The organism is Sphaerisporangium rubeum (genome assembly GCF_014207705.1).
In the GTDB taxonomy this organism is placed as follows: Bacteria; Actinomycetota; Actinomycetes; order Streptosporangiales; family Streptosporangiaceae; genus Sphaerisporangium; species Sphaerisporangium rubeum.
In genome coordinates, this window is sequence record NZ_JACHIU010000001.1 from 1,426,317 (window position 1) to 1,449,458 (window position 23,142).

Genomic DNA, 23,142 nt, shown 5'->3' on the forward strand with positions numbered 1-23,142 from the left:
CACAAGCGAAGGAAGTACCACCATGGCGAAGCTCAGCACCGACGAGCTGCTCGACGCGTTCAAGGAGATGACCCTCCTCGAGCTGTCCGACTTCGTGAAGCTCTTCGAGGACACCTTCGACGTCAAGGCCGCCGCGCCGGTCGCCGCTGTCGCGGCCCCGGCCGGTGGTGGCGCGGGTGCCGCCGAGGAGGTCGAGGAGCAGGACGAGTTCGACGTCATCCTCGAGGCCGCCGGCGACAAGAAGATCCAGGTCATCAAGGAGGTCCGGGCCCTCACCAGCCTCGGGCTGAAGGAGGCCAAGGACCTCGTGGACGGCGCGCCGAAGGCGCTGCTCGAGAAGGTCAACAAGGAGGCCGCGGAGAAGGCCAAGGCCGCCCTCGAGGGCGCCGGCGCCACCGTCACCGTCAAGTGACGTTCTCCTCTCCGAGGATCTGACGCGCCGACGCGCGCGTCGAAACGCTCCATCCGAAAGGGACGGGCCACCCAGGTGCCGGGTGTCCGTCCCTTTCGTGTTTCCCGGGTTCCGAGGGTGAACGGACCGCTATGGACCGGGATCGCGGGACCTGTATCGGGTTATGATCCGCCCGACCGTACGGGCCGGTTCGGCCCTTTCCGAGGGCCGTGGCGAGAGGAGGGCGCACGTGGCGCAGCACGCGGCACGGCCCCGTCCGCGGCGGCGGCGCCTGACCGTGCTGGTCTTCCTGCTCGTGCCGGCGGCGGTGCTGGGGTTCGCGTGGGTGCGGGTGGGGGCCGAGCTCGACCAGGCACGCGGGGCGGCGCTCGACCGCGTGGCCGCGATCCAGGCCGCTCAGCGGTACGCGCTCAGCCTGCTCGCGGTCAGCCACCGCACCGTGGACCGTGACGTGGAACGCGTCATCGAGTCCTCCACCGGCCAGGCGAGGGCCGACTACGCCAGGGACGCCGAGCGGCTGAAGGCGGCGACCCGGGCCAACAAGGCCGTGCAGACCGGCGTGGTGCGCGCCGCGGGCCTGGTGTCCATGGACGCGCACCGGTCGGTGGCCCGCGTGCTGGTGGTGGCCGACTCGGTGGTGAGCTGGGAGGGCGCGAAGACCGCGCCGCAGGACCGCTACTACCGATGGAACGTCGAGGTCACCAAGATAGACGGCCTGTGGTGGGCCTCGAAGCTGGAGAACGTCCCATGAGCACCGCCGCCGAGGCGATGCAGGGGATACCCAGCCGCCGTCGCCGCACGCGCACGCGTTCGTGGTCCTTCAGCGTGCTGGTGGCGCTGCTGGCCGTCCTGGTGGTCACTCTGGCGTTCCTGGTGGGGGCCGGCTATCTGCGCCTGCGTGAGCTGAGGCAGAGCGAGACGGCCGCCGCCGAGGCGCTCGCGGCGGCTCGCACGTACGCGCCTGACATGCTCTCCTACGACTACCGCACCATCGACGCCGATCTCGCGCGGGCCCGCGGGTACGCCACAGGGGCTCTCGCCGACCACTACCGCGAACTCGGCACGGTGCTGCCGCCGGCCGTCAAACGTCAGCAGACCGTGCAGCAGGCCGTGGTCGCCGCCGCGGCGGTCGAGTCGGCCACACCTGACCGGGTACAGGTGGTGATCTTCATGAACCTCGCCACCACCAAGATCCCCGCCGGGGGATCGGTCCCTTTGAAACAGGTTTCGCAGAACCGCGCGAGATTCGTCCTGGTCAACGGTGACGGCCGCTGGCTGGTGTCCGAGCTGTCGACCTTGATCGGCAACGCACCGACTGACTGAGCGTGACCAGGTCGGATGCCGCACGTCCGGACACGCCGGTGATGGGCGGGGCGGGTTATCAAATTGTTAGCAAAGGCCGGGTTTGGCCTTGGTGTGGACCGGGCAGATACCAGGCACGTCAGTGTCGACGGCGGGTAAGCCTTCGACCCACGGCGTGACCGAGCGTTAGCCGATCCGCCTCGCGGGTATCGTCTGGATCCGGCTGACCGTGTGGTCCGCCGCGGGGAGAAAACCCTGCGTGACGACTCACGATCGTCGCGAATCCGGGCTTACGGGCTTGACGTTTCGGCGCTGACGGGCGATGCTGCGTCCAACGTGAGTGCGCAGAGCGAGACTGAGTGGACAGGTGTATGCCCATCGGCTACACTGCCCCTTTGCGCTGCCCTTTGACGACCCGCTTCTCTAGGTAACCTTCGTGGCCTTCGAGTGTGTGGTCGTCTGGCGTGCGTGTAGTCAGTCCGCGAGCCCTCGGAAGGACATCTGTTGGCAGCCTCGCGCAACGCCTTCGCCGTACCCGCTGGTCCCCGCCGCGTCTCTTTCGCGCGCATTCAGGAGCCGCTCGAAGTTCCCGACCTTCTCGCCCTGCAGACCGAGTCGTTCGACTGGCTGCTCGGGAACGAGAAATGGCGGGCGCGGGTCGACGCGGCTCGCCAGGCCGGCCGCAAGGACGTCCCGGCCCAGTCCGGGCTAGAAGAGATCTTCGAGGAGATCAGTCCCATCGAGGACTTCTCCGGCACGATGTCTTTGTCGTTCCGCGACCACCGGTTCGAGCCGCCCAAGTACTCGGTCGACGAGTGCAAAGACAAGGACATGACCTTCTCCGCCCCGATGTTCGTCACGGCGGAGTTCATCAATAACACCACCGGTGAGATCAAGAGCCAGACGGTGTTCATGGGCGACTTCCCGCTCATGACGTCCAAGGGCACCTTCATCATCAACGGCACCGAGCGTGTCGTGGTGTCGCAGCTTGTGCGTTCCCCCGGCGTCTACTTCGACCGCAGCGTCGACAAGACGTCCGACAAGGACCTGTACGGCTGCAAGGTGATCCCCTCGCGCGGCGCCTGGCTCGAGTTCGAGATCGACAAGCGCGACAGCGTCGGCGTCCGCATCGACCGCAAGCGCAAGCAGGCCGTCACGGTGCTGCTCAAGGCGCTCGGCTGGACCAGCGACCAGATCCTGGAGCGTTTCGGCCAGTACGAGTCGATGCGCGCCACCCTGGAGAAGGACCACACCACCGGTCAGGACGACGCGCTGCTCGACATCTACCGCAAGCTGCGGCCGGGTGAGCCTCCGACCAAGGAGTCCGCGCAGACCCTGCTGGAGAACCTCTACTTCAACCACAAGCGTTACGACCTCGCCAAGGTCGGCCGCTACAAGATCAACAAGAAGCTCGGTGTCGACTCCGACATCAACCAGGGCACCCTCACCGAAGAGGACATCGTCGCCACCATCGAGTACATCGTCCGGCTGCACGCCGGCGAGGTCGCGATGCCGGGGGCGAACGGCGAGGTCGTCGTCGAGACCGACGACATCGACCACTTCGGCAACCGGCGCCTGCGCACGGTCGGCGAGCTCATCCAGAACCAGGTCCGCCTGGGCCTGGCCCGCATGGAGCGTGTCGTCCGCGAGCGCATGACCACGCAGGACGTCGAGGCGATCACCCCGCAGACCCTGATCAACATCCGCCCCGTCGTGGCGTCGATCAAGGAGTTCTTCGGCACCTCGCAGCTGTCGCAGTTCATGGACCAGACCAACCCGCTGGCCGGCCTGACGCACAAGCGGCGTCTGTCCGCGCTCGGCCCCGGTGGTCTGTCCCGTGAGCGGGCCGGCTTCGAGGTCCGCGACGTGCACCCGTCCCACTACGGCCGCATGTGCCCGATCGAGACGCCTGAAGGCCCCAACATCGGCCTCATCGGCTCGCTCTCGTCGTTCGGCCGGGTCAACTCCTTCGGTTTCGTCGAGACCCCCTACCGCAAGGTCGTGGACGGCCGCGTCACCGAGGAGATCGACTACCTGACCGCCGACGAGGAGGACCGCCACGTCATCGCGCAGGCCAACACGCCGCTGCGCGCCGACGGCACCTTCGCCGAGGACCGCGTCCTGGTCCGCCGCAAGGGCGGCGAGGTCGAGTTCATCCGGCCGAGCGAGGTCGACTACATGGACGTGTCGGCGCGCCAGATGGTGTCCGTCGCCACCGCCATGATCCCGTTCCTCGAGCACGACGACGCCAACCGCGCGCTCATGGGCTCCAACATGCAGCGCCAGTCGGTGCCCCTGCTCAAGAGCGAGGCCCCGCTGGTCGGCACCGGCATGGAGTACCGCGCGGCGACCGACGCCGGTGACGTCATCACCGCCGAGAAGGCCGGCCTCGTCGAAGAGGTCTCCGCCGACTACGTCACCGTGATGAACGACGACGGCACGCGCACCACCTACCGCGTGGCGAAGTTCAAGCGCTCCAACCAGGGAACCTGCTTCAACCAGAAGCCCATCGTGCACGAGGGCGACCGGGTGGAGCTCGGCCAGGTGATCGCCGACGGCCCGTGCACCGACGACGGTGAGATGGCGCTCGGCAAGAACCTGCTGGTGGCGTTCATGCCGTGGGAGGGTCACAACTACGAGGACGCGATCATCCTGTCGCAGCGCCTGGTGCAGGACGACGTGCTGTCCTCGATCCACATCGAGGAGCACGAGGTCGACGCTCGTGACACCAAGCTCGGCCCCGAGGAGATCACGCGGGACATCCCGAACGTCTCCGAGGAGGTGCTGGCCGACCTCGACGAGCGCGGCATCATCCGCATCGGCGCCGAGGTCGTCCCCGGTGACATCCTGGTCGGCAAGGTCACCCCGAAGGGTGAGACCGAGCTGACCCCCGAGGAGCGCCTGCTGCGCGCCATCTTCGGCGAGAAGGCCCGCGAGGTCCGCGACACGTCCCTCAAGGTGCCGCACGGCGAGATGGGCAAGGTCATCGGTGTCCGCGTGTTCAGCCGCGAGGAGGGCGACGAGCTCCCCCCCGGCGTGAACGAGCTGGTGCGGGTGTACGTCGCGCAGAAGCGCAAGATCACCGACGGCGACAAGCTGGCCGGCCGTCACGGCAACAAGGGTGTCATCTCCAAGATCCTGCCGGTCGAGGACATGCCGTTCCTCGAGGACGGCACCCCGGTCGACATCATCCTCAACCCGCTCGGCGTGCCGGGCCGCATGAACGTCGGCCAGGTGCTGGAGACCCACCTCGGGTGGATCGCCGCCAGAGGGTGGGACATCTCCGGCATCGAGGAGGCGTGGGCCGAGCGGCTGCGCGACAAGGGCTTCGGCCAGGTCGAGCCGCGCACCAACGTCGCCACTCCGGTGTTCGACGGCGCGCACGAGGAAGAGCTCACCGGCCTGCTGGAGAACACCCTGGTCAACCGGGACGGCGAGCGCATGGTCGGCGTCAACGGCAAGGCCAGGCTGTTCGACGGCCGTTCCGGGGAGCCGTTCCCGCACCCCATCTCGGTCGGCTACATCTACATCCTCAAGCTGCTCCACCTGGTGGACGACAAGATCCACGCTCGCTCGACGGGTCCCTACTCCATGATCACCCAGCAGCCGCTCGGCGGTAAGGCCCAGTTCGGTGGCCAGCGCTTCGGTGAGATGGAGGTCTGGGCCCTGGAGGCCTACGGAGCCGCGTACGCGCTCCAGGAGCTGCTGACCATCAAGTCCGACGACGTTCTCGGCCGCGTGAAGGTCTACGAGGCCATCGTCAAGGGCGAGAACATCCCCGAGCCGGGCATCCCTGAGTCCTTCAAGGTCCTCATCAAGGAGATGCAGTCGCTGTGCCTCAACGTCGAGGTGCTCTCCAGCGACGGCATGTCCATCGAGATGCGTGACACCGACGAGGACGTCTTCCGCGCGGCGGAGGAGCTCGGCATCGACCTGTCCCGGCGTGAGCCGAGCAGTGTCGAAGAGGTCTGATTTCCAAGCGAGGGGATAACAAGTGCTCGACGTCAACTTCTTCGACGAGCTCCGCATCGGCCTCGCCACGGCCGACGATATTCGCCAGTGGTCGCACGGTGAGGTCAAGAAGCCCGAGACCATCAACTACCGCACCCTCAAGCCGGAGAAGGACGGGCTCTTCTGCGAGAAGATCTTCGGTCCGACCCGCGACTGGGAGTGCTACTGCGGCAAGTACAAGCGCGTCCGCTTCAAGGGCATCATCTGTGAGCGCTGTGGCGTCGAGGTCACGCGCGCCAAGGTGCGCCGCGAGCGGATGGGCCACATCGAGCTGGCCGCGCCGGTCACGCACATCTGGTACTTCAAGGGCGTCCCGTCGCGCCTCGGGTACCTGCTGGACCTGGCGCCGAAGGACCTCGAGAAGGTCATCTACTTCGCCGCCTACATGATCACGTTCGTGGACGGCGAGATGCGCTCCCGGGACCTCCCGTCCCTGGAGGCCAAGATCTCCGTCGAGCGCCAGCACATCGAGCAGCGCCGCGACGCCGACATCGAGGCCAGGCAGAAGAAGCTCGAAGCCGACCTGGCCGAGCTGGAGGCGTCCGGCGCCAAGGGTGACGTGCGCCGCAAGGTGCGCGAAGGCGCCGACCGTGAGATGCGCCAGCTCCGTGACCGGGCCCAGCGTGAGCTGGACCGGCTGGAGGAGGTCTGGAGCCGCTTCAAGAACCTCAAGGTCCAGGACCTCGAGGGCGACGAGCTGCTGTACCGCGAGATGCGCGACCGCTTCGGCCGCTACTTCCGCGGCGGCATGGGGGCCCAGGCCATCCAGGAGCGGCTGAACAACTTCGACCTCGCCGCCGAGGCCGAGTCCCTGCGCGAGACCATCCGCAGCGGCAAGGGCCAGAAGAAGGCCCGCGCGCTCAAGCGGCTCAAGGTCGTGTCCGCGTTCCTGACCACGCGCAACTCGCCGAACGGCATGGTGCTGGACTGCATCCCGGTGATCCCGCCGGACCTGCGTCCCATGGTCCAGCTCGACGGTGGCCGCTTCGCGACCTCCGACCTGAACGACCTGTACCGCCGGGTCATCAACCGGAACAACCGCCTCAAGCGGCTTCTCGACCTCGGGGCCCCCGAGATCATCGTGAACAACGAGAAGCGCATGCTCCAGGAGGCCGTGGACGCGCTGTTCGACAACGGCCGGCGCGGCCGTCCGGTCACCGGTCCCGGCAACCGGCCGCTCAAGTCGCTGTCCGACATGCTCAAGGGCAAGCAGGGCCGGTTCCGCCAGAACCTGCTCGGCAAGCGCGTCGACTACTCCGGCCGTTCGGTCATCGTCGTCGGCCCGCAGCTCAAGCTGCACCAGTGCGGCCTGCCCAAGCAGATGGCGCTGGAGCTGTTCAAGCCGTTCGTGATGAAGCGCCTGGTCGACCTGAACCACGCGCAGAACATCAAGTCGGCCAAGCGCATGGTCGAGCGTGCTCGCGCGGTCGTTTGGGACGTGCTCGAAGAGGTCATCACCGAGCACCCGGTGCTGCTCAACCGCGCGCCGACCCTGCACCGCCTCGGCATCCAGGCCTTCGAGCCGCAGCTGGTCGAAGGCAAGGCCATCCAGATCCACCCGCTCGTCTGCACCGCGTTCAACGCGGACTTCGACGGCGACCAGATGGCGGTCCACCTGCCGCTGTCGGCGGAGGCCCAGGCCGAGGCACGCATCCTGATGCTCTCGACCAACAACATCCTCAAGCCGGCCGACGGCAAGCCGGTGACCATGCCCACCCAGGACATGATCATCGGTCTCTACTGGCTGACCACCCAGAGCGACGACGCCAAGGGCGAGGGCCGGGTCTTCGCCTCGGTCTCCGAGGCGCTGATGGCCCACGACCGGCACGAGCTGGACATCCAGGCCAAGATCCAGGTCCGGGTCACCGCTCCGCCGCCGCGCGGCTGGTCGGCCCCCGAGGGCTGGGAGGCCGGTGACTCCTACCGGCTGGAGACCACGCTCGGCCGGTGCCTGTTCAACCAGACGCTCCCGGAGAACTACCCGTTCATCAACGCGCAGATCGGCAAGAAGCAGCTCTCGACGATCGTCAACGAGCTGGCCGAGAAGTACCCCAAGGTCGAGGTGGCCGCGGCGCTCGACGCGCTGAAGGACGCCGGCTTCCACTGGGCGACCCGCTCGGGTGTCACGATCTCGATCGACGACGTGGTGGCCCCGCCGAACAAGGCGGCGATCATGGAGTCGTACGAGCGCCGCGCCGACAAGGTGCAGCGCGAGTACGAGCGCGGCCTGATCACCGACGAGGAGCGCCGCCAGGAGCTCATCGAGATCTGGACGCACGCCACCGCCGACGTCGAGACCGACATGGTGAACGCCTTCCCGGCCACCAACTCGGTCTGGATGATGGTCAACTCCGGCGCGCGCGGCAACAAGATGCAGGTCCGGCAGATCGCCGGCATCCGCGGCCTGGTGTCCAACACCAAGGGTGAGACGATCCCGCGGCCGATCAAGTCCTCGTTCCGCGAGGGCCTGTCGGTGCTGGAGTACTTCATCTCCACCCACGGCCAGCGGAAGGGTCTCGCCGACACCGCGCTGCGCACCGCCGACTCCGGTTACCTCACCCGGCGCCTGGTCGACGTCGCGCAGGACGTCATCGTGCGTGAGATCGACTGCGGCACCGACCGCGGCGTTCCCCTGCACGTCGGCGAGCGTGACTCGGCCGGCACCCTGTCCAAGGCCGAGAACGCCGAGAGCAACGTGCACGGACGCATCCTGGCCGAGGACGTCGAGGTGGACGGCAAGGTCGTCGCGGCGGCCGGCGTCGACATCAACGACGTCATCGTCACCGCGCTGGTCGAGGCCGGCGTCGAGACGGTCCGCACCCGCAGCGCGCTGGTGTGCGAGGCCAAGATCGGCGTCTGCGCCACCTGCTACGGCCGTTCGCTCGCGACCGGCAAGCTGGTGGACGTCGGCGAGGCCGTCGGCATCATCGCGGCCCAGTCGATCGGTGAGCCCGGCACCCAGCTGACGATGCGGACCTTCCACACCGGTGGTGTGGCCGGCGCCGACATCACCCACGGTCTGCCCCGTGTCCAGGAGCTGTTCGAGGCGCGCGTCCCCAAGGGTGTCGCACCGATCAGCGAGGCGGACGGCCGGGTGCGGATCGACGAGACCGACAAGACCCGCAAGATCGTCATCACTCCGGACGACGGCTCCGACGAGATCGCCTACCCGGTCTCGATGCGGTCGCGCCTGCTGGTGTCGGAGGGGCAGCGCGTCAAGGTGGGCCAGCAGCTCATCGCCGGCGCCGTCAACCCCAACGAGGTGCTGCGCATCCTCGGCCCGCGGGCCGTGCAGCTGCACCTGGTGGCCGAGGTCCAGCAGGTCTACCGGTCGCAGGGTGTGTCGATCCACGACAAGCACATCGAGATCATCGTGCGGCAGATGCTCAAGCGCGTGAACGTGCTGGAGTCCGGTGACACCGACCTGCTGCCCGGTGAGCTCGTGGAGCGTCCGCGCTTCGAGATGGTCAACCGCGAGGTCGTCGCCGAGGGCGGCACCCCCGCCTCCGGCCGTCCGGTGCTGATGGGCATCACCAAGGCGTCGCTGGCCACCGAGTCGTGGCTGTCGGCGGCGTCCTTCCAGGAGACGACGCGAGTCCTCACCGACGCGGCGATCCACGCCAAGTCGGACTCGCTGCTCGGCCTCAAGGAGAACGTCATCATCGGAAAGCTGATCCCGGCCGGTACCGGCATGTCGCAGTACCGCAACATCCGGGTGGAGCCGACCGAGGAGGCCAAGGCGGCGATGTACACCGTCGGCGGCTACGACGGCTCCGCGACCGACTACACCTTCGGCACCGGCAGCGGCGAGGCCGTCCCGCTGGAGGAGTACGACTTCGGGCAGTACAACCGCTGACGCGGGTCGGCGCAGAGCCAGGCGCGAGGCGTCCCGCCCCTACGGGGGTGGGGCGCCTCCTGCTTTTCCTGCTCCGGACGATGCGCCTGCGGCCGGTCCGCACACCTGTTCGCAGGGGTTCCCCGGCGCGGATCAGGTCAGGCGATCAACACGCGTAAATCGTCGAGAGAACTCTCCGCGTGCCGGTAAACTTGACAAGAGCCCGATCGGCGGCCGGACGGAAACCGGCTCCGGGGGGCACGGCACGCACAGGAGCCGCTCACGTGGCGGCTGGTGGCGCAACCGTTTTGACGTGTTGCGGTGGGGTGGGTAGTCTTGCCCTTCGTGCCCGTGGTCTCGCGGGCTCACATGCGTGCGCACCGTGCGCCTCTGACGAGGTCGGCCGGGCGGCGCGTGACCCTCCACGGTCCGGCCTCGCCGGGAGTAGTCGGCGAAGATCGCGACACGCCCGAGCGCGGGGGTCGGAGCGGGTGGGAAAACAGCAGGTCATGACACCGGCAGTACCTGCGAATCGCATGACTTTTCGATTCACCGGCGAAGTACGAACGGAGACGCGGTTGCCCACGATTCAGCAGCTGGTCCGCAAGGGCAGGCAGGACAAGGTCAGTAAGACCAAGACGCCGGCGCTCAAGGGGAGCCCCCAGCGGCGCGGCGTCTGCACCCGCGTTTACACCACGACTCCGAAGAAGCCGAACTCGGCGCTGCGGAAGGTCGCCCGTGTGCGGCTCACCAACAGCATCGAGGTCACGGCCTACATCCCGGGTGTCGGCCACAACCTTCAGGAGCACTCCATCGTGCTGGTGCGCGGCGGCCGTGTGAAGGACCTGCCGGGTGTTCGCTACAAGATCATCCGCGGTTCGCTGGACACCCAGGGTGTCCGCAACCGCAAGCAGGCCCGTAGCCGTTACGGCGCGAAGAAGGAGAAGAGCTGACATGCCGCGCAAAGGCCCCGCTGGGCGTCGCCAGCTTGTCGCGGACCCGGTGTACAACTCGCCGCTGGTCACCGCGCTCATCAACAAGGTCCTGCTGAACGGCAAGCGTTCGCTCGCGCAGACCGTGGTGTACAACGCGCTTGAGGGGTGCCGCGACAAGTCCGGCAACGACCCCGTGGTGACGCTGAAGCGCGCTCTGGACAACGTCAAGCCCACTCTCGAGGTGCGCAGCCGCCGCGTCGGCGGTGCCACCTACCAGGTGCCGGTCGAGGTGCGCGCCGCGCGCAGCACCACTCTGGCCCTCCGCTGGCTGGTGCAGTACTCCCGCGCACGCCGCGAGAAGACCATGACCGAGCGGCTGATGAACGAGCTGCTCGACGCCAGCAACGGCCTCGGCGCCAGCGTGAAGCGGCGCGAGGACACCCACAAGATGGCCGAGTCCAACAAGGCCTTCGCCCACTACCGCTGGTAACCCCGGCGGCGACGACGAGACGACGAGGACGCGAGAGAAGTGGCCACTACGACCGCTCTTGACCTGGCCAGGGTCCGAAACATCGGGATCATGGCCCACATCGACGCGGGAAAGACCACGACGACCGAGCGCATCCTGTTCTACACCGGTATCAACTACAAGATCGGTGAAGTCCACGAGGGCGCAGCCACCATGGACTGGATGGAGCAGGAGCAGGAGCGCGGCATCACCATCACCTCCGCCGCGACCACCTGCGTGTGGCTCGATCACACCATCAACATCATCGACACTCCCGGCCACGTCGACTTCACGGTCGAGGTGGAGCGCTCGCTGCGCGTCCTCGACGGCGCGGTCGCGGTCTTCGACGCCGTCGCCGGCGTCGAGCCGCAGTCCGAGACGGTGTGGCGTCAGGCCGACCGTTACGGCGTCCCGCGTATCTGCTTCGTCAACAAGATGGACCGCGTCGGCGCCGAGTTCCACCGCTGCGTCGACATGATGGTCTCGCGTCTCGGCGCGACCCCGCTCGTGATCCAGCTTCCGTGGGGTGTGGAGGCCGACTTCAAGGGCGTCATCGACCTGGTGAAGATGAAGGGCCTGCTCTGGAGCGCCGAGGCGGCCAAGGGCGAGATGTACGACACCGTCGACATCCCGGCCGATCACGCCGAGGTGGCCCGTGAGTGGCGCGACAAGCTGGTCGAGACCGTCGCCGAGAACGACGACGAGCTCATGGAGCTGTTCCTCGAGGGTGTCGAGCCCACCGAGGAGCAGCTGGTCGCCGGCATCCGCCGGGCCACTCTGAGCAGCGCGGTGAACCCGGTGCTGTGCGGCACGGCGTTCAAGAACAAGGGTGTGCAGCCCCTGCTCGACGCGATCGTCGCCTACCTCCCCGCCCCGATCGACATCCCGGCCTTCAAGGGCCACGCGGTCGGCGACGAGGAGAAGGTCATCGAGCGTCACGCCGACACCACCGAGCCGTTCTCCGCTCTGGCCTTCAAGATCATGAGCGACCAGCACCTCGGCAAGCTCACCTACATCCGCATCTACTCCGGCACCCTGGAGACCGGCACCAGCGTGGTGAACTCGGTCAAGGGCAAGAAGGAGCGGATCGGCAAGATCTACCAGATGCACGCCAACAAGCGCGAAGAGCGCTCGTCGGCGCACGCCGGTCAGATCGTGGCCGTGATGGGCCTGAAGGACACCACCACCGGTGACACCCTCAGCGACCCGTCCAGCCCGGTGGTGCTGGAGTCGATGAACTTCCCCGCCCCGGTCATCAACGTGGCCATCGAGCCCAAGACCAAGGGCGACCAGGAGAAGCTCAGCACCGCGATCCAGCGCCTGGCCGAGGAGGACCCCTCCTTCCAGGTCCGCAGGGACGAGGAGACCGGCCAGACCGTCATCTGGGGCATGGGCGAGCTCCACCTGGAGATCCTGGTGGACCGCATGCGCCGGGAGTTCAAGGTCGAGGCCAACGTCGGCCGCCCGCAGGTCGCCTACCGCGAGACCATCCGCCGCAAGGTGGAGAAGGTCGAGTACACGCACAAGAAGCAGACCGGTGGTTCCGGTCAGTTCGCGCGCGTGATCATCGACGTGGAGCCGCTCGGCGAGGGCAACGACGGTTACGAGTTCGAGAACAAGGTCACCGGTGGCCGCATCCCCAGGGAGTACATCCCGTCGGTGGACGCGGGCGCGCAGGAGGCCGCCGAGTTCGGCGTGCTGGCCGGCTACCCGATGGTGGGTGTCAAAGTCACCCTCCGGGACGGTGCCTACCACGAGGTCGACTCGTCGGAAATGGCCTTCAAGATCGCCGGTTCGATGGCCTTCAAGGAGGCCGCGCGCCGGGCGGACGCCGTAATCCTGGAGCCGATGATGGCCGTCGAGGTCACCACGCCCGAGGACTACATGGGTGACGTCATCGGTGACCTCAACGGTCGCCGCGGGCAGATCCAGGCGATGGAGGACCGGACCGGGGCCAAGGTCATCAGCGCCCTGGTTCCGCTGTCGGAGATGTTCGGTTACGTGGGCGACCTGCGCAGCAGGACCCAGGGCCGGGCGGTCTACAGCATGCAGTTCGACTCCTACTCGGAGGTGCCTCCTGGCATCGCCAAGGAGATCGTCGCGAAGGCTCGGGGCGAGTAGTACCGCCTCGCAGCCGGACGACTAGCAAGTCAAGTCAGAATCTCTAAGGAGACAGAGCAGTGGCCAAGGCCAAGTTCGAGCGGACCAAGCCGCACGTGAACATCGGCACCATTGGGCACATCGACCACGGCAAGACCACTCTGACCGCGGCGATCACCAAGGTGCTCCACGACCGGTTCCCTCACCTCAATGAGGCGACTCCGTTCGACAAGATCGACAAGGCGCCGGAGGAGAAGGCCCGAGGCATCACCATCTCCATCGCGCACGTCGAGTACCAGACCGAGAAGCGGCACTACGCTCACGTGGACTGCCCCGGTCACGCCGACTACGTGAAGAACATGATCACGGGTGCGGCGCAGATGGACGGCGCGATCCTCGTGGTCGCCGCCACCGACGGTCCGATGCCGCAGACCAAGGAGCACGTGCTCCTGGCCCGCCAGGTCGGTGTGCCGTACATCGTCGTCGCGCTGAACAAGGCCGACATGGTGGACGACGAGGAGATCCTGGAGCTCGTCGAGCTCGAGGTGCGCGAGCTCCTCTCCGCTCAGGAGTTCCCGGGTGACGACCTGCCGGTCGTGCGCGTCTCGGCGCTGAAGGCGCTCGAGGGCGACGAGAAGTGGGGCGACTCCATCATCGAGCTCATGAACGCCGTGGACGACAACGTCCCCGAGCCCGTTCGTGACACCGAGAAGCCGTTCCTCATGCCGATCGAGGACGTGTTCTCGATCACCGGCCGCGGCACCGTCGTGACCGGCCGTATCGAGCGCGGCATCGTCAAGGTCAACGAGACCGTCGACATCATCGGCATCAAGGAGAAGAGCACCACGACCACCGTCACCGGTGTCGAGATGTTCCGCAAGCTCCTTGACGAGGGCCGGGCCGGTGACAACGTCGGTCTGCTCCTGCGCGGCATCAAGCGCGAGGACGTCGAGCGCGGCCAGTGCATCATCAAGCCGGGCACGACCACCCCGCACACCGAGTTCGAGGCGCAGGTCTACATCCTGTCCAAGGACGAGGGCGGCCGCCACACGCCGTTCTTCAACAACTACCGCCCGCAGTTCTACTTCCGCACCACGGACGTGACGGGCGTCGTGACCCTGCCGGAGGGCACCGAGATGGTCATGCCCGGTGACAACACCGAGATGACCGTCCAGCTCATCCAGCCGATCGCGATGGAGGACGGTCTCAAGTTCGCCATCCGTGAGGGTGGCCGCACCGTCGGTGCCGGCCGCGTCACGAAGATCATCAAGTAGTTCGACCGCGGGTCGGCGGCCGGGCTCGGGAGACCGGGACCGGCCGCCGCACCACGAGGGGGCCACCTCAGGGCGGCCCCGGAGCCCACAGCGGGCCCGCACCCCGGGCCAGGCCGTGATCTCGCAGCAGGCTCGTTCCTGATGGCCGAGACGGCTGCAAGATCACGGAGGCATGCGCGTCCGGGTCACCGCACAGGTGGGACACGCCAAAGCGGCACAGGCCGCACGAAACTTGTTGGACGACAGCGAAGGACACCGAGGCCACTATGGCGGGACAGAAGATCCGCATCCGGCTTAAGGCCTATGACCACGAGGTCATTGACGTCTCGGCCAAGAAGATCGTCGAGACGGTGACGCGTACCGGCGCGAAGGTCGCGGGCCCGGTGCCGTTGCCGACCGAGAAGAACGTGTACTGCGTCATCCGCTCGCCGCACAAGTACAAGGACAGTCGCGAGCACTTCGAGATGCGCACGCACAAGCGGCTGATTGACATCATCGACCCGACGCCGAAGACCGTCGACTCGCTCATGCGTCTCGACCTCCCCGCCGGCGTCGACATCTCGATCAAGCTCTGAGGGAACGCACTGACATGGCTAAGCAGATCAAGGGCGTCCTGGGCAAGAAGCTCGGCATGACCCAGGTCTTCGACGAGGGCAACCGGATCGTCCCGGTCACCGTCGTCGAGGCCGGTCCGTGCGTGGTGACCCGTGTCCGCACTGAGGACAGGGACGGCTACTCGGCCGTCCAGCTCGGCTACGGGCAGGTGGACCCGCGCAAGGTGAACAAGCCCCTGGGTGACTACCTGCGTAAGCACGACATCACCCCGCGCCGCTACTTCACCGAGATCCGGACCCCGGACGCCTCCGACTACGAGATCGGCCAGGAGCTCCTCGCCGACACCTTCGAGGCCGGCCAGTTCGTGGACGTCACCGGCAAGAGCAAGGGCAAGGGCTTCGCCGGTGTCATGAAGCGTCACGGCTTCAAGGGCCTCGGCGCCTCGCACGGCACCCAGCGCAAGCACCGTTCGCCGGGTTCCATCGGCGGGTGCGCGACCCCCGGCCGCGTCTTCAAGGGCGTGCGCATGGCGGGCCGCATGGGCAACGTCCGCACTACCGTCCAGAACCTCAAGGTGCACGCCGTGGACGCCGAGAAGGGCATCATCCTGATCAAGGGTGCGCTCCCCGGTGCCAACGGCAGCCTCGTTCTCATTCGCACCGCCGCCAAGAAGGGGGCCGACAAGTGAGCACCACCATCGACGTCCTCGACCCGGCCGGCGCGAAGACCGGGACGGTCGAGCTGCCGGAGGCCGTCTTCGGCGCCAAGGTCAACATCCCGCTGATCCACCAGGTCGTGGTCGCGCAGCTCGCCGCTCGCCGGCAGGGCACGCACAAGACCAAGACCCGTGGCGAGGTCCGCGGCGGCGGCAAGAAGCCGTACCGCCAGAAGGGCACCGGCCGGGCCCGCCAGGGTTCGACCCGCGCGCCGCAGTTCACCGGCGGTGGCGTCGTCCACGGCCCGGTGCCGCGCGACTACTCCCAGCGGACCCCGAAGAAGATGAAGGCCGCCGCGCTGCGCGGAGCCCTCAGCGACCGGGCGAACGGCGGCCGTGTGCACGTCGTCAGCGGCCTCGTCGACGGGGACACCCCGAAGACCCGCGCGGCCATCACGGCCCTGCGCAAGATCTCCCAGGCCCGCAGCGTTCTCGTCGTCCTCGACGAGAACGACGAGCTGTCCTGGCTGAGCCTGCGCAACGCCCCGGAGGTCCACCTCCTGTCGGCGGGCCAGCTCAACACCTACGACGTGCTCGTCCACGAGGACGTCGTGTTCACCCGCGAGGCGTACGACCAGGTCGTCGCCCGGCTGAGTGACAGCGGGAAGGAAGAAGCCTGATGGAGAAGATCACCGACCCGCGTGACGTCATCATCAAGCCGGTCGTCTCCGAGAAGAGCTACGGCCTGATCGACGAGCACAACAAGTACACGTTCCTGGTGCGCAAGACGGCCAACAAGACGCAGGTGAAGATCGCCATCGAGCAGATCTTCGGCGTCAAGGTCACGGGCGTCAACACGATCAACCGCCAGGGCAAGCGCAAGCGGACCCGGTTCGGCTACGGCCAGCGCCCGAGCACCAAGCGGGCCATCGTCAGCCTCGCCGAGGGCGACCGGATCGACATCTTCGGCCCGGTCGGCTGACCCCTTCCGCACCGCACCGCATCACTGATTGAAGGATGAACGAAAAAGATGGGCATCCGTAAATACAAGCCGACGACACCCGGTCGTCGCGGCGCGAGCGTCTCGGACTTCGCCGAGCTCACGCGCAGCACGCCGGAGAAGTCGCTGCTTGCCCCCTTGCACAGCAAGGGCGGCCGCAACGTCCACGGCCGGGTGACCGCGCGTCACCAGGGCGGCGGGCACAAGCGCGCGTACCGGATCATCGACTTCCGGCGGCACGACAAGGACGGCATCCCGGCCAAGGTCGCGCACATCGAGTACGACCCGAACCGCACGTCGCGCATCGCGCTGCTTCACTACGCGGACGGCGAGAAGCGTTACATCCTCGCCCCCACCGGCATCAAGCAGGGCGACCGCATCGAGAACGGCCCCGCGGCCGACATCAAGCCGGGCAACTGCCTGCCGCTGCGCAACATCCCGACCGGTACCTTCATCCACGCCGTGGAGCTGAAGCCCGGTGGCGGTGCCAAGCTCGGCCGTTCGGCCGGCGCGCAGATCCAGCTCCTGGCCAAGGAAGGTCAGCTCGCCACGCTGCGCATGCCCTCGGGTGAGATGCGCCAGGTCGACGTGCGCTGCCGCGCCTCGGTCGGCCAGGTGGGCAACGCCGAGCAGGCCAACATCAACATCGGTAAGGCCGGCCGTAACCGCTGGAAGGGCAAGCGTCCGACCGTCCGCGGTGTCGCGATGAACCCGGTCGACCACCCGCACGGTGGTGGTGAGGGCAAGACCTCCGGTGGTCGCCACCCGGTGAACCCCAAGGGCAAGCCCGAGGGCCGCACCCGCCGTGCCAACAAGGCCAGCGACCGGCTGATCATCCGTCGGCGGAGCAAGAAGAAGCGGTAGGAGCAGCGTAAATGCCACGTAGCCTTAAAAAGGGTCCTTTCGTTGACGACCACCTGATGAAGAAGGTGGACACGCAGAACGAGAAGGGCACCAAGAACGTCATCAAGACGTGGTCGCGGCGCTCCATGATCGTGCCGGACATGCTCGGCCACACGATCGCCGTCCACGACGGCCGCAAGCACGTCCCGGTGTTCGTCACCGAGTCGATGATCGGCCACAAGCTGGGCGAGTTCGCGCCGACGCGGACCTTCCGCAGCCACGTCAAGGAAGACCGGCGTAGCCGGCGGTAAAGCGCCTTCAGGAAACGAGGAGTAAGCGATGGAAGCCAGGGCTCAGGCGCGGTTCGTCCGTGTCACGCCCCAGAAGGCCCGCCGTGTGGTGGACCTCATTCGCGGGCTGCCCGCTTCGGAGGCGCAGGCCGTGCTGCAGTTCGCCCCCCAGGCGGCGAGCGAGCCGATCTACAAGGTGCTGTCGAGCGCGGTCGCGAACGCCGAGCACAACTACAAGCTCGATCGCGAGACGCTGGTCGTGAGCCGCGCGTGGGTGGACGAGGGGCCGACGCTGAAGCGGTTCCGTCCCCGCGCGCAGGGTCGTGCCTATCGGATCAACAAGCGGACGAGCCACATCACTGTGATCGTCGAGTCCCGGCCCGAGGGCCAGGGCAGGCCGAAGGGAAGGACCCGCTAGTGGGCCAGAAGGTTAACCCGCACGGGTTCCGACTCGGCATCACGACCGACTTCAAGAGCCGGTGGTACGCCGACAAGCTGTACAAGTCGTACGTCGCCGAGGACGTCGCGATCCGCCGCATGCTGCAGAAGGGCATGGAGCGGGCCGGCATCTCCAAGGTCGAGATCGAGCGCACCACCGACCGTGTCCAGGTCGACATCCACACCGCCCGGCCGGGCATCGTCATCGGCCGCCGCGGCGCCGAGGCGGACCGCATCCGTGGCGACCTCGAGAAGCTGACCAAGAAGCAGGTCCAGCTCAACATTCTCGAGGTCAAGAACCCCGAGGTCGACGCTCAGCTCGTCGCCCAGGGCGTGGCCGAGCAGCTGTCCAGCCGGGTGTCGTTCCGGCGGGCCATGCGCAAGGCCATGCAGTCGGCGATGAAGAGCGGCGCCAAGGGCATCCGTGTCCAGTGCTCCGGTCGTCTCGGCGGCGCCGAGATGTCGCGGTCGGAGTTCTACCGCGAGGGCCGTGTGCCGCTGCACACCCTTCGCGCGGACATCGACTACGGCTTCTACGAGGCCCGCACCACCTTCGGCCGCATCGGCGTGAAGGTGTGGATCTACAAGGGTGAGGCCCCGACCAGCCGCGCCGAGCGTGAGGCCCAGGCGGCCGGCGCGCGGGCCGGCCAGCGCCGGGACCGCACCGACCGTCCGCAGCGCGGCGGCCGTGGCGCCGGTGGCGGCCGTGGCCGTGACGGCGGCGGCCCCCGTGGTGGCGGCCGTGGCCCGCGGACCGAAACCCCCGCGCCCGCTGGGGCGTCCGAGAGCGGCCCGGCCGAGCAGCCGGGTGCTGAAGGGAGCTGACCATGCTGATCCCGCGCAGGGTCAAGCACCGCAAGCAGCACCGGCCTGACCGCAGTGGCGCCGCCAAGGGCGGCACCAGGGTCACGTTCGGTGAGTTCGGCATCCAGGCGCTTGAGCACCACTACGTGACCAACCGCCAGATCGAGGCCGCGCGTATCGCCATGACCCGGCACATCCGCCGTGGCGGCAAGGTGTGGATCAACATCTTCCCCGACCGCCCGCTGACCAAGAAGCCGGCCGAGACCCGCATGGGTTCCGGTAAGGGTTCGCCGGAGTGGTGGATCGCGAACGTCAAGCCGGGTCGCGTGATGTTCGAGCTGTCCGGTGTGTCCGAGCCGGTGGCCCGTGAGGCCCTCCGGCGCGCGATGCACAAACTCCCGATGAAGTGCCGGTTCGTCAAGCGCGAGGTCGAGGTCTGATGACGCGCGTGATCAAGGACGTCCGGACTGTGAAGCGTGAAGTGGGTGAGGCGTGATGGCCAAGGGCCTGACCGCCGGTGAGCTGCGGACTTCTGACCAGGACGAGCTGGTGCAGAAGCTCAAGGAAGCCAAGGAGGAGCTGTTCAACCTCCGCTTCCAGGCGGCGACCGGTCAGTTGGAAAGCCACGGTCGGCTCCGCGCCGTCCGGCGCGAGATCGCCCGTATCTACACCGTGATGCGCGAGCGCGAGCTCGGCATCGTCACGGTCGAGAAGGAGCCGAGCGATGGCTGAGACAACAGAGACCACCAAGCAGGCGCGGAACTACCGCAAGACCCGTGAGGGTCTGGTCGTCAGCGACAAGATGGACAAGACCGTCGTCGTCGCCGTCGAGGACCGCGTCAAGCACCCGCTGTACGGCAAGGTCATCCGCCGTACGACCAAGTACAAGGCCCACGACGAGGGCAACACCTGCGGCGTCGGCGACCGCGTGCTCCTGATGGAGACCCGGCCGCTGTCCGCCACCAAGCGGTGGCGGGTCGTGGAGATCCTCGAGCGGGCCAAGTAAGTCGCTCAGGCGGGTCCCGCGAGGGGCTCGCCGGAGCGTCACCCCCGTCACCGGCGCGGCCGGTGACGGGCGCATGAGACCAGAATCTAGTTCCGCCAGGCTCAGAGAATGAGAACCGGCGTGACACACGGGAGTTGACGTGATCCAGCAGGAGTCGCGGCTCAAGGTCGCCGACAACACGGGTGCCAAGGAGATCCTGTGCATCCGGGTGCTCGGCGGCTCGGGTCGGCGCTACGCGGGTATCGGCGACATCATCGTCGCGACGGTGAAGGACGCCCTTCCCGCCGCGGGTGTCAAGAAGGGTGATGTGGTCAAGGCTGTCGTGGTGCGCACCGCCAAGGAGCGCCGCCGCCCCGACGGCTCCTACATCCGCTTCGACGAGAACGCCGCGGTCATCATCAAGGACAGCGGTGACCCTCGGGGCACGCGTATCTTCGGTCCGGTGGGTCGCGAGCTGCGCGAGAAGAAGTTCATGCGCATCATCTCGCTCGCGCCGGAGGTGTTGTAAATGCCGAAGCTGCATGTGAAGAAGGGTGACCTCGTCCTGGTCATCGCCGGTAAGGACAAGGGTGCCAAGGGCCGTGTGATCCAGGCGCTGCCGCGGGAGGACCGCGTCATCGTCGAGGGTGTCAACATGGTCAAGAAGCACTCCAAGGTGACCCACCAGGGTCCGCGCGGCGCCAAGGAAGGCGGCGTGCAGACCATGGAGGCCTCCATCCACGTGAGCAACGTCAAGAAGCTCAAGGATGAAGAGAAGAAGGACGACAAGCCCGCCAAGAAGGCCGCCAAGGCCGACGAATCGGGTGAGGACAACTGATGACCGCCACCACTGAGACCAGGCCCGCGCCTCGCCTCAAGGAGCGTTACCGCGCGGAGATCGCCGACAAGCTCCGCGAGCAGTTCGGCATCGAGAACGCCATGCAGATCCCCCGGCTCACCAAGATCAAGGTGAACATGGGTGTCGGCGAGGCGGCTCGGGACTCCAAGCTGATCGAGGGCGCCGTCCGCGACCTGACCGCCATCACCGGTCAGAAGCCGGCCGTCGCGCACGCGCGCAAGTCCATCGCGCAGTTCAAGCTGCGTGAGGGCATGCCCATCGGCGCGCACGTGACGCTGCGCGGCGACCGCATGTGGGAGTTCCTCGACCGGCTGCTGTCGCTGGCCCTCCCGCGTATCCGTGACTTCCGCGGCCTTTCCCCCAAGCAGTTCGACGGCAACGGGAACTACACCTTCGGCCTGACCGAGCAGGTGATGTTCCACGAGGTCGACCAGGACAAGGTGGACCGCCAGCGGGGCATGGACATCACGGTCGTGACCACCGCGACCGACGACGACCAGGGCCGGGCGCTGCTCAAGCTTCTCGGCTTCCCGTTCAAGGACGCGTAAGTGGCCGGGACGGCTGAGATTCGCGAAAGGAAGGCCTGATGGCCAAGAAGTCCCTGATCGCCAAGGCGGCGCGCAAGCCGAAGTTCGGCGTCCGGGCCTACACCCGGTGCTCGCGGTGCGGGCGGCCTCGCGCCGTCTACCGCAAGTTCGGCCTGTGCCGCGTGTGCTTCCGTGAGATGGCGCACCGCGGCGAGCTGCCGGGCATCACCAAGTCGAGCTGGTAGACCCCGCGCGGGCTCCTCTTGCAGGGGCGGCGTCACGAGAGCCCCCTCCGGGAGGGGCCCGCACGGTGCCGGCCGCACATCGAAGAAGACATATCAACCGGGTGCCGCACACGCGGCGCCCACGACCACACCGTAGGTCCCATGCGGGAAACCGCGGTGAGGAGGGCCACCGGCCATGACGATGACCGACCCGATCGCGGACATGCTTACGCGTCTGCGAAACGCGAATTCGGCGTATCACGACACCGTGAACATGCCGTACTCGAAGATCAAGGCGCACATCGCCGAGATCCTCCAGCAGGAGGGCTACATCCAGTCCTGGTCCGTCGAGGACGCCAAGGTCGGGAAGAACCTCGTGGTGGAGCTCAAGTTCGGGCCTACGCGTGAACGGTCCATCGCGGGCCTGCGCCGGGTTTCCAAGCCCGGTCTGCGGGTCTATGCAAAGAAGGACAACCTGCCCAAGGTCCTGGGCGGTCTCGGCGTCGCGATCATCTCGACGTCCGGTGGCCTCATGACCGACAAGCAGGCCGGCAAGCGTGGTGTGGGCGGGGAAGTCCTCGCCTACGTTTGGTGACGAGGGGAGGCACAACAGCATGTCGAGAATTGGACGGCTGCCCATCCCCGTACCGAACGGTGTCGATATCACCATCGACGGCCGGGCTGTCACGGTCAAGGGGCCGAAGGGCACACTTTCGCACACCGTTGCGGAGCCGATCGAGGTCGGTCGCGGCGACGACGGGAACATCACCGTCTCCCGCCCGAACGACGAGAACAAGGTCCGCGCGCTGCACGGGTTGTCCCGCACGCTGATCGCCAACATGGTGGACGGCGTGACCAAGGGGTACAGCAAGACGCTGGAGATCCACGGCGTCGGCTACCGCGTCCAGGCCAAGGGCCCGACGCAGCTGGAGTTCTCGCTGGGCTTCAGCCACCCCGTGATCGTCGACGCCCCTGAGGGCGTGAGCTTCCGCGTCGACCGGCCGACCCTGTTCCACGTGGACGGCATCGACAAGCAGAAGGTCGGCGAGGTCGCGGCGAACATTCGCAAGCTGCGCAAGCCCGACCCCTACAAGGCCAAGGGCGTGCGGTACCAGGGCGAAGTGATCCGCCGCAAGGTCGGAAAGGCTGGTAAGTAGTCATGGCCTTCACCAAGATCGCCAAGCACAGGGCCGCGCGCGCTCTCTCGCGCTCGCGCCGTCACCGCCGCGTCCGCAAGAAGGTCGTCGGCTCGGCGGTTCGTCCGCGTCTGGTCGTCAACCGTTCCGCGCGGCACCTGTTCGTGCAGATCGTCGACGACACCGCCGGTCACACGCTGGTGAGCGCGTCCACCCTGGACTCCTCCCTGCGCACCGCCGACGGCACCAAGACCGACAAGGCGAAGAAGGTCGGCGAGCTCCTCGCTCAGCGGGCCAAGGCCGCCGGGATCAACGCCGTCGTGTTCGACCGCGGCGGCAACCGCTACGCGGGCCGCATCGCGGCGCTCGCGGACAGCGCCCGTGAAGGCGGGCTGGAGTTCTGATGTCTCCGGCCAGCAACGTGACCAAGAGCAATGAGGAGAGGAACC

27 protein-coding genes are annotated in these 23,142 nt (G+C 67.4%); all 27 read left to right on the plus strand.

Features of this window, described 5'->3' with window-relative positions; translation table 11 throughout:
* Window positions 1-22: 22 nt before the first annotated feature.
* The 27 genes from rplL to rplR all read left to right on the plus strand — a co-directional run bounded on the left by rplL (window position 23) and on the right by rplR (window position 23,097).
* A complete protein-coding gene (rplL, locus tag BJ992_RS06115; RefSeq protein WP_184978959.1) occupies window positions 23-412 on the plus strand; it encodes a 50S ribosomal protein L7/L12 in 390 nt (129 codons plus the stop codon).
* Window positions 413-641: 229 nt separating this feature from the next.
* Entirely contained in the window at window positions 642-1,163 is a 522-nt protein-coding gene (locus BJ992_RS06120) for a hypothetical protein (RefSeq protein WP_184978960.1), read from the plus strand.
* A complete protein-coding gene (locus BJ992_RS06125; protein WP_246496533.1) occupies window positions 1,160-1,735 on the plus strand; it encodes a hypothetical protein in 576 nt (191 codons plus the stop codon). Before BJ992_RS06120 ends, BJ992_RS06125 begins: the two co-directional genes overlap by 4 nt.
* Window positions 1,736-2,218: 483 nt before the next feature.
* Window positions 2,219-5,686 carry a DNA-directed RNA polymerase subunit beta gene (gene rpoB / locus BJ992_RS06130; protein ID WP_184978961.1) on the plus strand — a complete coding sequence of 1,156 codons (3,468 nt, stop codon included), beginning with the start codon at window positions 2,219-2,221 and terminating at the stop codon, window positions 5,684-5,686.
* A 22-nt stretch (window positions 5,687-5,708) separates the two neighbouring features.
* The gene (locus tag BJ992_RS06135) at window positions 5,709-9,581 is read left to right on the plus strand and encodes a DNA-directed RNA polymerase subunit beta' (protein WP_184978962.1); all 3,873 of its coding nucleotides are present in this window, start codon (window positions 5,709-5,711) and stop codon (window positions 9,579-9,581) included.
* A gap of 557 nt (window positions 9,582-10,138) precedes the next feature.
* Window positions 10,139-10,513 (plus strand): 30S ribosomal protein S12, encoded by a 375-nt coding sequence (gene rpsL / locus BJ992_RS06140; protein WP_184978963.1) that lies wholly within the window; start codon window positions 10,139-10,141, stop codon window positions 10,511-10,513.
* A 1-nt stretch (window position 10,514) separates the two neighbouring features.
* Entirely contained in the window at window positions 10,515-10,985 is a 471-nt protein-coding gene (gene rpsG, locus BJ992_RS06145) for a 30S ribosomal protein S7 (RefSeq protein ID WP_184978964.1), read from the plus strand.
* A gap of 90 nt (window positions 10,986-11,075) precedes the next feature.
* On the plus strand, window positions 11,076-13,124 hold the full coding sequence (gene fusA, locus BJ992_RS06150) for an elongation factor G (protein WP_221474703.1): 2,049 nt from the start codon (window positions 11,076-11,078) through the stop codon (window positions 13,122-13,124).
* Between the two features lie 59 nt (window positions 13,125-13,183).
* Window positions 13,184-14,377 (plus strand): elongation factor Tu, encoded by a 1,194-nt coding sequence (gene tuf / locus BJ992_RS06155; protein ID WP_184888245.1) that lies wholly within the window; start codon window positions 13,184-13,186, stop codon window positions 14,375-14,377.
* A 266-nt stretch (window positions 14,378-14,643) separates the two neighbouring features.
* Window positions 14,644-14,952 carry a 30S ribosomal protein S10 gene (gene rpsJ, locus BJ992_RS06160; protein ID WP_030912931.1) on the plus strand — a complete coding sequence of 103 codons (309 nt, stop codon included), beginning with the start codon at window positions 14,644-14,646 and terminating at the stop codon, window positions 14,950-14,952.
* A gap of 14 nt (window positions 14,953-14,966) precedes the next feature.
* Complete coding sequence (rplC, locus tag BJ992_RS06165) at window positions 14,967-15,620, plus strand: 50S ribosomal protein L3 (RefSeq protein WP_184978966.1); 654 nt, start codon at window positions 14,967-14,969, stop codon at window positions 15,618-15,620.
* Window positions 15,617-16,267 carry a 50S ribosomal protein L4 gene (gene rplD, locus BJ992_RS06170; protein ID WP_184978967.1) on the plus strand — a complete coding sequence of 217 codons (651 nt, stop codon included), beginning with the start codon at window positions 15,617-15,619 and terminating at the stop codon, window positions 16,265-16,267. The genes rplC and rplD overlap by 4 nt, the downstream gene beginning before the upstream one ends.
* A complete protein-coding gene (rplW, locus tag BJ992_RS06175) occupies window positions 16,267-16,569 on the plus strand; it encodes a 50S ribosomal protein L23 (RefSeq protein ID WP_184978968.1) in 303 nt (100 codons plus the stop codon). Before rplD ends, rplW begins: the two co-directional genes overlap by 1 nt.
* A 48-nt stretch (window positions 16,570-16,617) precedes the next feature.
* The gene (gene rplB, locus BJ992_RS06180) at window positions 16,618-17,451 is read left to right on the plus strand and encodes a 50S ribosomal protein L2 (RefSeq protein WP_184978969.1); all 834 of its coding nucleotides are present in this window, start codon (window positions 16,618-16,620) and stop codon (window positions 17,449-17,451) included.
* 11 nt (window positions 17,452-17,462) lie between these two features.
* Complete coding sequence (gene rpsS, locus BJ992_RS06185) at window positions 17,463-17,741, plus strand: 30S ribosomal protein S19 (protein WP_184608224.1); 279 nt, start codon at window positions 17,463-17,465, stop codon at window positions 17,739-17,741.
* 28 nt (window positions 17,742-17,769) lie between these two features.
* The gene (rplV, locus tag BJ992_RS06190; protein ID WP_184978970.1) at window positions 17,770-18,138 is read left to right on the plus strand and encodes a 50S ribosomal protein L22; all 369 of its coding nucleotides are present in this window, start codon (window positions 17,770-17,772) and stop codon (window positions 18,136-18,138) included.
* Window positions 18,138-18,983 (plus strand): 30S ribosomal protein S3, encoded by an 846-nt coding sequence (gene rpsC / locus BJ992_RS06195; RefSeq protein WP_184978971.1) that lies wholly within the window; start codon window positions 18,138-18,140, stop codon window positions 18,981-18,983. The genes rplV and rpsC overlap by 1 nt, the downstream gene beginning before the upstream one ends.
* 2 nt (window positions 18,984-18,985) lie before the next feature.
* Window positions 18,986-19,402 (plus strand): 50S ribosomal protein L16, encoded by a 417-nt coding sequence (rplP, locus tag BJ992_RS06200; RefSeq protein ID WP_184978972.1) that lies wholly within the window; start codon window positions 18,986-18,988, stop codon window positions 19,400-19,402.
* A gap of 55 nt (window positions 19,403-19,457) precedes the next feature.
* Complete coding sequence (rpmC, locus tag BJ992_RS06205; RefSeq protein WP_184978973.1) at window positions 19,458-19,694, plus strand: 50S ribosomal protein L29; 237 nt, start codon at window positions 19,458-19,460, stop codon at window positions 19,692-19,694.
* Complete coding sequence (gene rpsQ / locus BJ992_RS06210; RefSeq protein WP_184978974.1) at window positions 19,687-19,968, plus strand: 30S ribosomal protein S17; 282 nt, start codon at window positions 19,687-19,689, stop codon at window positions 19,966-19,968. The genes rpmC and rpsQ overlap by 8 nt, the downstream gene beginning before the upstream one ends.
* A 139-nt stretch (window positions 19,969-20,107) precedes the next feature.
* The gene (rplN, locus tag BJ992_RS06215) at window positions 20,108-20,476 is read left to right on the plus strand and encodes a 50S ribosomal protein L14 (protein WP_184978975.1); all 369 of its coding nucleotides are present in this window, start codon (window positions 20,108-20,110) and stop codon (window positions 20,474-20,476) included.
* 9 nt (window positions 20,477-20,485) lie between these two features.
* The gene (gene rplX, locus BJ992_RS06220; RefSeq protein WP_221475217.1) at window positions 20,486-20,785 is read left to right on the plus strand and encodes a 50S ribosomal protein L24; all 300 of its coding nucleotides are present in this window, start codon (window positions 20,486-20,488) and stop codon (window positions 20,783-20,785) included.
* Window positions 20,785-21,354: a 50S ribosomal protein L5 gene (gene rplE, locus BJ992_RS06225; RefSeq protein WP_184978977.1), complete on the plus strand. Its 570-nt coding sequence runs from the start codon at window positions 20,785-20,787 to the stop codon at window positions 21,352-21,354. Before rplX ends, rplE begins: the two co-directional genes overlap by 1 nt.
* 38 nt (window positions 21,355-21,392) lie before the next feature.
* Window positions 21,393-21,578 (plus strand): type Z 30S ribosomal protein S14, encoded by a 186-nt coding sequence (locus tag BJ992_RS06230; RefSeq protein WP_184978978.1) that lies wholly within the window; start codon window positions 21,393-21,395, stop codon window positions 21,576-21,578.
* Between the two features lie 175 nt (window positions 21,579-21,753).
* The gene (rpsH, locus tag BJ992_RS06235) at window positions 21,754-22,152 is read left to right on the plus strand and encodes a 30S ribosomal protein S8 (protein WP_184978979.1); all 399 of its coding nucleotides are present in this window, start codon (window positions 21,754-21,756) and stop codon (window positions 22,150-22,152) included.
* Window positions 22,153-22,171: 19 nt separating this feature from the next.
* A complete protein-coding gene (gene rplF, locus BJ992_RS06240) occupies window positions 22,172-22,714 on the plus strand; it encodes a 50S ribosomal protein L6 (protein WP_184978980.1) in 543 nt (180 codons plus the stop codon).
* Window positions 22,715-22,716: 2 nt separating this feature from the next.
* Window positions 22,717-23,097: a 50S ribosomal protein L18 gene (gene rplR / locus BJ992_RS06245; RefSeq protein WP_184978981.1), complete on the plus strand. Its 381-nt coding sequence runs from the start codon at window positions 22,717-22,719 to the stop codon at window positions 23,095-23,097.
* The last annotated feature ends 45 nt before the right edge of the window (window positions 23,098-23,142 follow it).